Raw genomic sequence first — 13,016 nt, 5'->3', positions numbered from 1 at the left:
TCTTGCATTGGTGTGTTTGTTCTTGTTGGCATTTGCCTTTAGGTGAGTGCTATCAGTGAATAATTGTTGCCCCGCCACTAAGCCCTTAGCCATAGCCTGCTCAACGATATTGATAAAAATACGTTCGAATATGTCCGTACCATTGAAGCGACGAATGCGGTTTTGGCTGAGTGTCGAGGCATGGATAACCTTCTCCGTTAAGGACATTCGTAAGAACCATCGATAGGCGACATTCACTTCAATTTCTTTCACGAGCTGTCGCTCGCTTTTTATTCCGAAGAGGTAGCCAAGGAGAATGATTTTAAACAAGCGTACAGGGTCAACGGGTGGGCGCCCATTATCTTTACAATAGAGGTGAGCGACTTCATCACGGATAAATTCGAAGTCGATGGCTTTATCAATCTTGCGAACTAAATGTTCTTTAGGAACGAGTTGTTCCATGGTGACCATTTCAAGTTCGTACTGTTGAGGAGAAGGTTCTTGAAGCATGTTGGAGTATCCATATTCTAGTACCCCTATTAGATCAAAGGTCTAGCCTGATGGCTAGACCTTTGTCAGCAGTCTGAGGCGAACCATCCGGTTCGCCTTTAAAGTTCTTACTGAAGCTAAAAACTAGTCTTCGTAATTCTCAATGCTTGGGCAAGAGCAAATTAGGTTACGGTCGCCGTAAACGTTGTCTACACGGTTAACCGTTGGCCAGTATTTCGATGCTTTTGCTTGTGCAGATGGGAAGCACGCCAGCTCACGTGAGTAAGGGCGGTTCCACTCATCTTCAGACAAGTCAGCTTGAGTGTGAGGGGCATTAACCAATGGGTTGTTGTCCAGTGGCCATTCGCCTTCTTTCACTTTAGCCATTTCTTCACGGATGGCGATCATCGCGTTACAGAAACGGTCTATCTCAGCCAAATCTTCGGATTCCGTTGGCTCAACCATCAGCGTACCCGCAACTGGGAACGACATGGTTGGCGCATGGAAGCCGTAGTCCATCAAACGTTTTGCGATGTCTTCTTCACTGATGCCGGTTTCTTCTTTTAGCGGACGAATATCAATAATACATTCGTGCGCTACGCGGCCGTTGGTGCCACGGTAAAGAACAGGGTAGTGAGAACGCAAGCGTTCCATGATGTAGTTTGCGTTTAGAATCGCCAGTTTCGTTGCTTCCGTTAAACCTTGTGTGCCCATCATCGCGATGTAAGCCCAAGAAATTGGAAGAATCGAAGCACTGCCTAAATCGGCTGCGGCTACTGCGTAATCTTCGCCCTGTACACCGTTTTCGATGTGGCCAGGCAAGAAAGGCGCTAGGTGCGATTTCACACCGATAGGACCCATACCCGGACCGCCACCACCGTGTGGAATACAGAACGTTTTGTGTAGGTTCAAGTGAGAAACGTCTGAACCGATAAAGCCTGGAGAAGTTAAGCCTACCTGCGCGTTCATGTTTGCGCCATCTAGGTAAACTTGGCCGCCAGCCTCGTGAACCATTTCGCACACTTCTTTCACTTGCTCTTCGTATACGCCGTGCGTAGAAGGGTAGGTGATCATAATGCTTGAAAGGTTGTCTCTGTGTTTCTCGATCTTAGCCGCTAGGTCGTCCATTGCGATGTTGCCATCGTCGTCACACTTAACGATAACGACTTTCATCGACATCATTGAAGCAGTGGCTGGGTTAGTACCGTGTGCTGAGCTTGGGATCAAACAGATGTTACGGTGACCTTCGCCACGGCTAGCGTGGTAGCGCTGAATCGCGATAAGACCTGCGTATTCGCCCGATGCACCCGAGTTCGGTTGCAGAGAGAAGTCATCGTAGCCAGTGATTTCACATAGCTTCTGTTTTAGATCTTGAGCAAGTGCTGTGTAACCAGCCGCTTGGTCTAGTGGTGCGAATGGGTGAATCGCGCCAAATTCTGGCCAAGTGACAGGGATCATTTCTGCGGCTGCGTTCAATTTCATTGTGCAGCTGCCTAGCGGGATCATACCGTGAGTCAGCGAGAAATCTTTGTTCTCAAGCTGCTTCAGGTAACGCATCATTTGCGTTTCGCTATGGTGCGTATTGAATACAGGGTGAGTCAGGTACTCAGATTCGCGACGGCATGCTTCTGGAATTGCTGCAAATTCGTTGCCTTCAATTTCAGCAGACAACGTTTCCACGTTTTGCTCTGCACCGAATACGCCAAATAGCGCTTCTAGGTCTTGAGTTGTCGTGGTTTCATCAAGGCTGATACCGATTTGGCCATCAAGTTGACGCAGGTTGATGTCGGCTTGCTGTGCTTTTTCAAGCAATGCTGCCGTTTTGTCGCCTGTGTTTAGTGTGATGGTATCGAAGAAGCTGTTATGAGCTAGCTCGTAACCTGCTTTCGTTAAACCAGCTGCCAAAATAGCCGTTAGGTGATGCGTACGGCGAGCGATAGTGCGTAAGCCTTCTGCACCATGATACACAGCAAAGAAAGAAGCCATGTTCGCAAGCAGTGCTTGAGCCGTACAAATGTTCGATGTCGCTTTCTCGCGGCGGATGTGCTGCTCACGAGTTTGCATCGCCATACGAAGCGCTTGGTTGCCTTTTGTATCGATGGAAACACCGATAACACGGCCAGGCATGGTACGTTTGTGCTTGTCACGAGTGGCCATAAATGCCGCGTGAGGACCGCCGTATCCCATTGGAACACCAAAGCGTTGCGCACTACCGATAGCAACATCAGCGCCCATTTCTCCAGCCGGTTTCAATAGGGCACAAGCGAGTAGATCCGTTGCAACCGTAACAAGCGTTTTGTTTGCTTGCGCTTTAGCGATGATATCGCTGAGGTCACGAACTTCACCCGTTGTACCCGGATATTGAATCAGAGCACCAAATACATCGTGCTCTGGCAGAGATTCTGCTGTGCCAGTGATTACTTCAAAACCAATAAACTCGGCACGAGTTTTCACTACCGCAAGAGTTTGAGGGTGCACGTCGTCAGCGACGAAGAACACGTTGCTTTTGCTTTTACCTGCACGCTTACACAAGGTCATGGCTTCAGCGGCTGCTGTTGCTTCGTCCAGTAGGGATGCGTTGGCAATTTCCATACCCGTCAAATCCATCACCATTTGCTGGTAATTCAGCAATGCTTCAAGACGACCCTGAGAAATCTCAGGTTGGTAAGGGGTATAAGCTGTGTACCAACCAGGGTTTTCCAGCACGTTACGCAAAATCACGTTCGGCGTGAAGGTGTTGTAATAACCTTGGCCAATGAAAGTACGTTTGATTTGGTTTTGGTTAGCAAATTTTTTCATCGCCAGAAGCATGTCTGCTTCGCTCAAAGGAGCTTCATCACTCATTGGTGACTCTAGGCGAATTTGTGCAGGTACGGTTTCTTCAATCAGAGCATCCAAGCTAGATGCGTTAACCGCATCCAGCATGTGTTTTTGTTCTGATTTATTTGGGCCGTTGTGGCGCGCAATAAACTCGTTGTCCGTGCTTAGGTTGTGAAGTAACTCTGTCATAATCTCTATCTACCGCGACTCGTCGATTATTTATTCGTCTTCAAGACCGTTATGGTACTCTTCCGAATCTTTCAGGTTGTCCAGTTCTGAAGCATCTTCTAGCTTCACTTTAACGATCCAACCGCCTTCGTACGATTCTTCGTTAATCAGTTCTGGGCTGTCTTCTAGCTCTTCATTGATTTCAACAATTTCACCAGTAATAGGCGCGTAAATGTCTGACGCTGCTTTTACTGATTCAACTAATGAGAAGCTTTCGCCCGCTTCAATGCTGTCGCCTGCTTCTGGCAGGTCTACGAATACGACATCGCCAAGCATCTGCTGAGCGTGCTCTGAGATACCGATAGTAACGGTGCCGTCACCATTGTCTTTAACCCACTCGTGGCTATCAGCAAACTTCAGTGTATTGTCCATTGATTTGTCTCCAAAAATTCCCAGGTGATGATTATTATTGGTAAAGCGGGAAGCGACTGCAGAGGTCTTTCACTTGCTTTTTAACGCGTTGCTCGACTTCTGCGTTGCCTTCTGGGCTTTCTACTAAGCCATCCAGCACATCGCCAATCCACTCTCCGATCAGTTTAAATTCTTCATTTCCGAAACCGCGGCTTGTTCCGGCAGGCGTACCTAAGCGAATGCCTGATGTAATCATAGGCTTCTCTGAATCAAATGGTATGCCGTTTTTGTTACATGTGATGCCTGCACGTTCCAACGCTTCTTCTGTTTGGTTTCCTTTCAATCCTTTCGGACGAAGGTCAACCAACATTAGGTGCGTGTCGGTACCGTTGGTCACGATGTCACAGCCACGATTTTGCAATACTTCGGCTAAAACTTTTGCGTTACTTACCACAGTATCAATGTAAGTCTTGAATTCTGGACCTAATGCTTCACCGAACGCGACGGCTTTGGCGGCGATCACATGCATTAAAGGACCGCCTTGTAATCCAGGAAATACTGCGGAGTTAATCTTTTTGATGATGTCTTCGTGATTGGTAAGAATCATGCCACCACGCGGCCCACGAAGTGTTTTGTGCGTTGTTGTTGTTACAACGTGTGCGTGAGGTAGTGGGCTAGGGTGAGCGCCTGTTGCGATAAGACCGGCAATGTGCGCCATATCGACCATCAGGATAGCGCCAACTTCGTCTGCAATTTCGCGGAATTTAGCGAAATCGATAACACGTGGGATAGCACTGCCACCCGCGATGATCATTTTAGGTTGGTGCTCTTTCGCTAGTGCAAGAACATCATCGTAGTTAATTTCTAGAGTTTCTTTGTCTACGCCATATTGAACGGCGTTAAACCACTTACCAGAAAGCGCTGGGCGTGCACCGTGTGTTAGGTGACCACCAGCATCTAGAGACATCCCCAAAATGGTGTCTCCAGGTTGCAGCAATGCCAGCTTAACCGCGCCGTTTGCTTGCGCACCAGAGTGAGGCTGAACATTTACGTATTCACAGTCGAATAGTTTCTTTGCACGTTCAATGGCAATGGCTTCGACGGTGTCTACGTGTTCACAACCACCGTAGTAACGGCGACCTGGGTAACCTTCTGCGTACTTGTTTGTTAGGCATGTGCCTTGGGCTTGCATTACCGCTTTCGATACGATGTTTTCAGAAGCGATAAGCTCAATTTGGTCGTTCTGACGAGCACTTTCTGCTTGGATTCCAGCGAAAACAGCGTCGTCTGTGGCAGCGAGGTTAGTAGAGAAGAAGTTCTCAAAGCTGTGATTTTGGTAAGATTTGTTGTTCATGGCAGATAACCTTCCATTTGTCTGGCTAGTATGGCTCTAAATTGGCCGTGTTCTTTAATTAAGCCAGGCTTCCTTTGTTTCTCTGAAATGGCTTACGTTTTGAAGCCATTCCAGCGCGAGTCTGTGAACTTCTCATTTCTGCCGTTTACTACGTAATGGGTTTGGCAAATTCAATCTAAAACGATGTTTTAGCCAAACGTTTGCTTTTTCGGTGCGGATTGTAGGGTAAGTTGCACTCGAATGGCAGTGTTTTTTGTATGTAAATGACCTATTACGTAATACGTTAGAAATGTGCGAGAAAGTTCCCCATCTAACAAGGTCGTAACATAACGTTAGTTGAGTAGACAATCAATCAAAAATTTCCTATTGGAAACATGTTTTCCTATTTTGCTACATGGCGCACTGTTTAATTTCATTCGACTACTTTCATGTTCACGCGTCTCTGTGCACAATAAAAGAACAGCATTAGGAAGTACGAAAATAAGAGGGATGCATGTCTGAAGACATCTACGATGAGTACCCATCAGTAACGCTTGCAAAAGAGCCTCAAGACGAGAATATCGAACCGTTAAAGCTTGGGAAGCGCTTAAAAGAAATCCGAATGAAGCTTGGCTTAACTTTGGAAGATGCAAGCAAGCGTACAGGGCTTGCTCGATCCACGCTTTCTAAGATTGAAAACGAACAAATTTCGCCTACGTTCCAAGCCATGCAAAAACTGGCGAACGGTTTGCGAATAGATATGCCTCAACTCTTTGAACCACCAAGAAAAAAAGTGGCAACGGGTAGGAGAGATCTTACGCGTTCTGGAGAGGGTAAACCCCACCCAACTCCCACCTACGAGCACGAGCTACTGGCCACTCAACTTTCTAATAAAAAAATGATGCCGTTTAAAAGCCGTATACGGGCAAGGAATTTTGAAGATTATAACGATTGGGTTCGTCACGACGGAGAGGAGTTTCTTCTGATCTTAGAAGGGGATGTTTTGTTCTTTTCAGAATTTTATGAACCCGTTCCGATGACCGTTGGCGATAGCGTTTATTATGACGCCAATATGGGGCATATGTTGGTCTCGACCAGTGATGAAGATGCCCAAATTTTGTGGGTGACGGCTAAATAACGTTAAATTTCTTAAGTTTCTTATAGTGAAAGCAAACGTTTGCTTTGCTTTCATAACTGCTTCATTTAATAAGATATTTCACAGTAAACACTCAAAAAACGCACCAATGTATGATGTAACAAAGTTGTGAAATATCACAATTTTACTGATCTTATACGTCCGATCGGTTTAAAAGCGAGTCAACTTTATCTACTATTGGAAACAAATCTTAACTTTGTAGAAACATCTGTGTGTCTTTGCAAAGGGAAAAGACAGTATTTGATAATAAAACATCATCGACTGTCTTTGTTTTTATAAAAGGGAAACGAACCGTTACCTTTTTAAGCCAGTTTTAAAACGTCGACAAAGTCAGCCAGGGCTTGGCGATATGGAGAATACAATGACTGAATTACTGAAAACCCCACTGCACGCGCTTCACGTAGAAGTTGGAGCGAAAATGGTACCGTTTGCAGGATACGATATGCCTGTTCAGTACCCATTGGGTGTGAAGAAAGAGCACTTGCATACACGTGATGCGGCTGGCTTGTTCGATGTATCGCACATGGGGCAGCTTAAGCTTCACGGTCCTGATGCGGCGAAAGCGTTAGAAACACTAGTTCCGGTTGATATTGTTGATCTTCCAGTAGGAAACCAGCGTTACGCGTTCTTCACAAATGAAGAAGGCGGCATTATGGATGACTTGATGGTGGCAAATTTTGGCGATCATCTATTCGTTGTCGTTAACGCAGCGTGTAAAGAGCAAGATATTGCCCACCTACGCGCTAACCTGCCTGAGTCGGTAGAACTAGAGCTAATCGAAGATCGCGCTTTGCTTGCATTGCAAGGTCCAAAAGCCGCAGAAGTACTGGCGCGCATTGCACCTGAAGTATCTGAGATGGTGTTTATGGATGCTCGTTCAATTGAGATTCTTGGTGAGCCTTGCTTGGTGAGCCGTTCTGGCTACACCGGTGAAGATGGTTACGAGATCTCTGTATCGGCTGGTAAAGCTCAAGAATTGGCTCGTACGCTAACTGAATTCGCGGAAGTAGAGTGGATTGGTCTTGGTGCGCGTGATTCATTGCGTTTGGAGTGTGGTCTTTGCCTTTACGGTCACGATCTAGACACAACAACGACACCTGTTGAAGCAAGCCTATTGTGGGGCATTCAGAAAATTCGTCGTACAGATGGCGAGCGTGCAGGTGGTTTCCCTGGCGCAGACATTATTCTTGAGCAAATCGCGACGAAGAATGTTTCTCGTAAGCGTATTGGCTTGATTGGTCAAACGAAAGCACCAGTGCGTGAAGGAGCAAAGCTGTTTGATGCAGATGACAATGAAATCGGCATCGTAACCAGTGGTACTGCGGGTCCGACAGCGGGTAAGCCAGTTTCTATGGGTTATGTAAAAACAGAATTTGCTGCCATTGGTACAGAGGTATTTGCTGAAGTACGTGGTAAAAAACTGGCAATGACCGTTGAGAAAATGCCGTTTGTACCTCAGCGTTACTATCGCGGCTAATTTTAAATTTTTCGAAAATCTGAGCGGCTATTCTTTACGGAATAGCCGCTTTTTTTTTGACCCGATGTAATGTGATGCTTACGAGCGGTTACGTTTGAAACATCGAATATGCTGTATGAATGGATATAATGATCATCGACTACAAGATTGAGCGATGCTTAAATGAGCCATCGTAAAACATAGAAATAGAGGGGTAAGTATGACTAAATCTTTGATTACATTGCTAACGATGATGCCTTTTACTGCGATTGCTTCCAATAATGTCAACCCAGCAATCGTCAATGGGAGTGTGGCGAGCAGTACGAATTACCCTTCCATTGCCACACTTTTTATTGATACGCTTGAATACGATGGGCGTTATTCCACTGGCAACTATTGTGGGGCAACCATCTTAGATGCTAATCATGTACTGACTGCTGCACATTGTGTTTATAACAATACGCTGGCGAGTCTGTTAACAACGGTTGTCCCTCAATTAGATAATGAAGAAGATTTCCCCTCTAAAGTTCAACCCTTTGGCGCGAAACAGCGAGTTCGAGTCAGCGCGATTTATTACCCAGACAACTACTCAGATTCCAATCAAGATCTGCTGCCTAACGACATAGCAGTGCTCAAGTTGGAAACCCCTCTTACGTTTTCTTCAAGTGTTTTCCCATCTATACCATTAACAATGACGGATTCTATTGAATCGACATACCGCGCGACTTCGTCTGCTGTTTTTACTGCGGTTGGTCATGGGAACACCCAAAGCAATAATGATGATAGAAAACAGAAATACGGGTACTTACCACTGCTTAAAACCAGTTTGGAAGTTGCGACCCCAGCAGAGTGCAGTTCAACATTCGTCAACGGCAATAAGCTAACCGATAGCCATTTATGCTTCAAAGACACTAATACTACATCTGGGTTATTGAACAGTGCATGCCAAGGTGACTCAGGAGGCCCTGCTTATTGGACGGACCCTAACTCACAAATACAATATCAAGTTGGTATAGCAAGCTTTGTCACCAGTACATGTGGAAGTTCAGATCAAACTAAAGTGACCTCTGTATATACAGAAGTGAAAGACTATCAACCTTGGATTGCTAGTGTGATCGCTGGCAATGAAACGCCAAAAGCCATTTCTAATGATGCACTCAGAAGAGAATGGTTGCAGAAATACAGCTTAAGTCCAAACACAAGCAGCAGTAGCGGTGGGTCTATAGGGTGGTTAGCGATGGCGCTTCTAATGTTTGCCAGTATTGCTCGAAAACGTAAGTAATCTATCACGCTGTAAATAATAGAGGGTCTCATTTCATATGAGGCTCTTTTTTTTATTTTTTCCGTCACCAGATAACTTACTGATATTGATGATGTAAATAAAGTGTTAATAATATGTTTTTATAAATTGGCTCAGCGTCGAGGTGCGATGTTCAATTAATTTATGCCGTGTGATCTAAATCTCTCCTACTCTTTTTATAGAGCTTAAATATCTTTGGGATGTTTATTGGGGAGAGTTCTATGCGCAATGTGTTGTTATTAATGCTTGTTTTTTCGGCTCAGTACGCAGTCAGTGCTGAACAAGTTTCACCAGCAATTGTTAACGGAAACAACGCTTACATTTCATCTTATCCTTACATGGCAAGCCTCTATTACGATAGACGTGAAGATTACGGTTACTACGGTAATTACTGTGGGGCAACCATTCTAGATGCGAAACACGTAATGACAGCGGCACATTGTGTCCAAGACAATTATTACAATAAATATACCACTGTCGTATTGCAGTTAGAGCGCGAGGGGGATTTTAATAGCGCGCAAAAAATACCCGCGAAATCTTTTTATTATCGAGATGACTACCGAGACGGATCCTATTACCTATGGGAGAATGACATCGCGATCATTGAGCTTGAATACGCGATGGAAGGGGTTCCTTCTTCTCAATTTGTCCCACTACCTGTTAGTGGTGATGACGCAAACTATCGAGTTAACGGCGCAAAGTTTCAAGCGGTAGGGCATGGGAACACCAAGTCCAACTACGACAGTTCTGACCATCTACTTCAAGTGGCGTTGGATTACGTTGACCAAGTAACTTGTACCGCTTTTGCATCGGTGAAAGGAGGGCATATTTGTACAAAGGGAGATTACAACGCGACATCTGGTCTTCATGGCGCTATTTGTCAGGGGGACTCTGGTGGACCGCTACTCTGGTTTGATGGATCCAAATACCGACAAATTGGCATTGCGAGCTTTGGACCTAGCGTTTGTGGCAACCCTTCGGTCTCCGTTCATGGGGTGTTTACTGAGGTATTAGATTATGTTCCTTGGATAAATAGCGTATTGGCTGGGAACGAAACACCGAAATACTCTGTTGACGGCTCAACCACAGGAGGCGTTGTCCCTAAATCAGAGCCAGAGGCTGAAGCCACAAGCGATACTAGTTCTGAAGCGGGCGGAGTTAGCCTATTGGCAATGATATTGTTATTGATTGCTGCCTGCTGGAGGCAGCAAGTTACATTACAAGGCAGGCAAAAGATTTTTATCAGGTAAGCATTCAGGGTAATTACTTGGTAACTCATGTGGCGGGCAAGCAATGACTTGCTCGTTGTTTTCACCGCATTCTCTTAAGTAGACGAGCGCTGCAAAGCTACTGATTAATTCAGTCGGGTAGATAGGGCCAGCATCGCGTAGCGCTTCCATTTCTTCAAGATGCTCGTTTTGGTAACAAGCAATTTTCTCGGGGCTTTCAACGATCCAACGTGGGAAGTAAATGGTTCCATGGACGATGTAGTCTACGAGATTGAAAGACAATGAAACGTCTGTTCCTGTTGGTTCAACCCAAGAAATTCGAAATACGTCTTTTGCAATCTGAACCATGGCCACTTCTTGATCTTTTACCCAGCGCCCGCCAACGATGCCACTGTGAACACGATAGTCGATAGTGTGGTCGTTCTTTACGTAGCACTCGTATCGCCAGCCTTGGTCGTAATCGTAGATAACACTTTTCCCAACGATACCGCTAAGGTCTTCTTTGTTGAAACTCATGGATTTTCCTTGTTGTTTTTTAGGTCTAAGTACCTTGGAATGGGTGAGTCTTTGCACTGCTTTCTTTTACTTGAACTGAGGCAGCTTATAAGACTCTGAATTCCGCATCATAGATTTTATAAAATGAAAAAGTAAACGAGATATGCATGGATTTATGATGTTCTGTCCGATTTCATTATCTTTGCAGTGGTGGCGGGATATTAGGAGGAAACGAGAGGTCGAACGGGCGAAAAACTAGGGGAAGAGCGAGAGAGCAACCCTTTTATTCGTTTAAGAGTAAGCGGAAGCCCCAGAGCTGGGCTAAAAAAGCGTTGAGTAAAGCCTCAAATACTTTCGAGGTATTTGAGGCTTTTTACTGAGGCTACGTGCGTATATTGAACACGAAGACTACGCTGTGACGGCTTTAAGCTCTGCGTGTTTTTTTAATGCAACGTATCCGAATCCGGTTAATGCTGTTCCTGCAGCGATAGCGGCCAAATACATCAACACTGGGCTGATAGCGTTTGGAATGAGCAAAACAAAAAGCCCACCATGCGGCGCAAGTAGCTCGGCACCAAACAGCATAGATAGCGCGCCAGTTAAAGCACCGCCAGCCATGCAAGCAGGGATTACACGCATTGGGTCTTTCGCGGCAAACGGAATGGCACCCTCGGAAATAAAGCACAGTCCGAGCACAAAGGATGCTTTTCCGGCTTCTCTTTCACTCGCGTCGAATTTATCTTTAGCGAGGAATGTCGCCAGCCCCATACCTAGTGCTGGAACCATTCCTGCCGCCATGACTGCTGCCATTGGTGCGTAAGTTTCTGTTGCAAGCAAACCTACACCAAAGGTATATGCCGCTTTATTAACGGGACCGCCTAAGTCGAAGCACATCATTGCACCTAAGATTATGCCGAGTAAAACAGCATTGGTGGAACCCATTGTGTTAAGGAATTCCGTTAACGCGTTCATAGCGCTGGAAACAGGGGTGCCGACAACGTAAATCATGATCAAGCCAGTAAACAAGCTTGCAACAAGCGGGATGATCAAAATGGGCTTTAATGCTTCCATCGATTGCGGCAGCGACACTTTATCTGCTAACCATTTTGCAGAATAACCAGCAATGAAACCTGCGGCGATACCACCTAAGAACCCTGCACCAGTCGAACTTGCGAGCATGCCCCCTATCAAGCCGGGCGCCAATCCAGGTCTGTCTGCAATGGAGAAGGCAATGAATCCAGCTAAGATTGGCACCATTAAAGCGAAAGCAGAGCCTCCTCCAATCGTCATTAGTGCTGCGGCGAGAGTTCCTTCTTCTTTGAACGCTTCAATGCCAAACACAAAGGAGAGAGCAATGGCTAAACCGCCAGCTACCACTAATGGAAGCATATGTGACACACCTGTCATTAGGTGTTTGTAAGCGCCTGTTTTTTCTTTTTTAAAGTTTGTTGAAGATGCATTGCCAGAGTGGGTATAGATTGAAGCTTCTTTAAAGGCCAACGCCACTTCCTGCTTAGTCTTTTTCAGTGCTAACCCTGTACTTGTGCGATACAGAAGCTTGCCGTTAAAGCGTTCCAGCGGTACTTCTATATCAGCAGCAATGATCACGAGATCCGCGTTTGCGATGTCTTCATCCGTCAATTGGTTTTTTGCGCCAACTGAGCCACGAGTTTCTACTTTGATCTTATGCCCTAAACGCTTACTTTCTCCTTCCAACGCTTCTGCTGCCATAAATGTGTGGGCAACGCCAGTAGGGCAAGCAGTGATGGCAACGATGTTTTTAGCGCGTTCATTCAAATTTTGGGGGGCGTCGGTGTCAAGGGGAGCGCTATTTCTATTTGCATCGGGCTTTGAGGCATTTTCTTCGGTGAGTACTTCGGCTTTTTCAACGGCATTTTTAAGCCATGCTTGTGGATTCTCCATCACAGTGCTGATGGGCTGCTGGTAAACTTTGAGCCCAATAAATCTTTGGGTGTCGAAGCCTTCGTGGCCAGCAATGACAATGACATCGGACCCGTTAAGGACGTCTTGAGACAGTAAATCTACTTGGCGAATAGTTGAATGGCACTCTACGTTGGCGTTAAACCCCAACGTTTTTGCAGCATTTTTCAACAATCCGGAAGCAATAATGGTGTTAGCGACACCACTTGGGCAAGCAGTAACAATAGAGATGTTCATAA

The 13,016-nt window shown here is 45.7% G+C and carries 10 protein-coding genes; 4 read left to right on the top strand and 6 right to left on the bottom strand.

The window, feature by feature from the left end; genetic code table 11:
- From CW749_RS24870 to CW749_RS24855, 4 genes are all read right to left on the bottom strand, one after another.
- A partial coding sequence (locus tag CW749_RS24870) for a transposase (RefSeq protein WP_145997884.1) occupies positions 1-489 on the bottom strand: 489 nt, incomplete at its 3' end.
- Between the two features lie 123 nt (positions 490-612).
- Positions 613-3,477 carry an aminomethyl-transferring glycine dehydrogenase gene (gene gcvP, locus CW749_RS24865; protein WP_101115162.1) on the bottom strand — a complete coding sequence of 955 codons (2,865 nt, stop codon included), beginning with the start codon at positions 3,475-3,477 and terminating at the stop codon, positions 613-615.
- Positions 3,478-3,507: 30 nt separating this feature from the next.
- Positions 3,508-3,888 (bottom strand): glycine cleavage system protein GcvH, encoded by a 381-nt coding sequence (gcvH, locus tag CW749_RS24860; protein ID WP_101115161.1) that lies wholly within the window; start codon positions 3,886-3,888, stop codon positions 3,508-3,510.
- A 34-nt stretch (positions 3,889-3,922) separates the two neighbouring features.
- Positions 3,923-5,221, bottom strand: coding sequence for a serine hydroxymethyltransferase (locus tag CW749_RS24855; protein ID WP_101115160.1), 1,299 nt, complete (start codon positions 5,219-5,221; stop codon positions 3,923-3,925).
- 493 nt (positions 5,222-5,714) lie between these two features.
- On the opposite strand from CW749_RS24855, the gene CW749_RS24850 reads away from it, so the two are divergent.
- The 4 genes from CW749_RS24850 (at position 5,715) to CW749_RS24835 (ending at position 10,362) form a co-directional block, all read left to right on the top strand.
- On the top strand, positions 5,715-6,338 hold the full coding sequence (locus CW749_RS24850; protein WP_101115159.1) for an XRE family transcriptional regulator: 624 nt from the start codon (positions 5,715-5,717) through the stop codon (positions 6,336-6,338).
- A gap of 367 nt (positions 6,339-6,705) precedes the next feature.
- Positions 6,706-7,833, top strand: a complete 1,128-nt coding sequence (gene gcvT, locus CW749_RS24845; RefSeq protein WP_180958489.1) for a glycine cleavage system aminomethyltransferase GcvT — start codon at positions 6,706-6,708, stop codon at positions 7,831-7,833.
- A gap of 199 nt (positions 7,834-8,032) precedes the next feature.
- The gene (locus CW749_RS24840; RefSeq protein ID WP_101115157.1) at positions 8,033-9,094 is read left to right on the top strand and encodes a serine protease; all 1,062 of its coding nucleotides are present in this window, start codon (positions 8,033-8,035) and stop codon (positions 9,092-9,094) included.
- A 239-nt stretch (positions 9,095-9,333) separates the two neighbouring features.
- Positions 9,334-10,362 (top strand): serine protease, encoded by a 1,029-nt coding sequence (locus tag CW749_RS24835; RefSeq protein WP_180958488.1) that lies wholly within the window; start codon positions 9,334-9,336, stop codon positions 10,360-10,362.
- Here CW749_RS24835 and CW749_RS24830 read toward each other — a convergent pair.
- Positions 10,330-10,857 (bottom strand): phenolic acid decarboxylase, encoded by a 528-nt coding sequence (locus tag CW749_RS24830; RefSeq protein WP_101115155.1) that lies wholly within the window; start codon positions 10,855-10,857, stop codon positions 10,330-10,332. The genes CW749_RS24835 and CW749_RS24830 overlap by 33 nt on opposite strands.
- Before the next feature lie 387 nt (positions 10,858-11,244).
- Positions 11,245-13,014 (bottom strand): PTS fructose-like transporter subunit IIB, encoded by a 1,770-nt coding sequence (locus CW749_RS24825; RefSeq protein WP_101115154.1) that lies wholly within the window; start codon positions 13,012-13,014, stop codon positions 11,245-11,247.
- Positions 13,015-13,016 lie beyond the last annotated feature (2 nt).

The organism is Vibrio sp. vnigr-6D03 (assembly GCF_002835515.1).
Lineage (GTDB): Bacteria > Pseudomonadota > Gammaproteobacteria > Enterobacterales > Vibrionaceae > Vibrio > Vibrio penaeicida.
Note: the sequence above shows the minus strand (reverse complement) of the source record. Positions and strands in the feature narration are given on the sequence as shown.

Bases quoted from the DNA above. Each gene is read 5' to 3' on its own strand.
- gcvP (WP_101115162.1), bottom strand. From the start codon at position 3,477: ATGACAGAGTTACTTCACAACCTAAGCACGGACAACGAGTTTATTGCG.
- gcvH (WP_101115161.1), bottom strand. From the start codon at position 3,888: ATGGACAATACACTGAAGTTTGCTGATAGCCACGAGTGGGTTAAAGAC.
- CW749_RS24855 (WP_101115160.1), bottom strand. From the start codon at position 5,221: ATGAACAACAAATCTTACCAAAATCACAGCTTTGAGAACTTCTTCTCT.
- CW749_RS24850 (WP_101115159.1), top strand. From the start codon at position 5,715: ATGTCTGAAGACATCTACGATGAGTACCCATCAGTAACGCTTGCAAAA.
- gcvT (WP_180958489.1), top strand. From the start codon at position 6,706: ATGGAGAATACAATGACTGAATTACTGAAAACCCCACTGCACGCGCTT.
- CW749_RS24840 (WP_101115157.1), top strand. From the start codon at position 8,033: ATGACTAAATCTTTGATTACATTGCTAACGATGATGCCTTTTACTGCG.
- CW749_RS24835 (WP_180958488.1), top strand. From the start codon at position 9,334: ATGCGCAATGTGTTGTTATTAATGCTTGTTTTTTCGGCTCAGTACGCA.
- CW749_RS24830 (WP_101115155.1), bottom strand. From the start codon at position 10,857: ATGAGTTTCAACAAAGAAGACCTTAGCGGTATCGTTGGGAAAAGTGTT.
- CW749_RS24825 (WP_101115154.1), bottom strand. From the start codon at position 13,014: ATGAACATCTCTATTGTTACTGCTTGCCCAAGTGGTGTCGCTAACACC.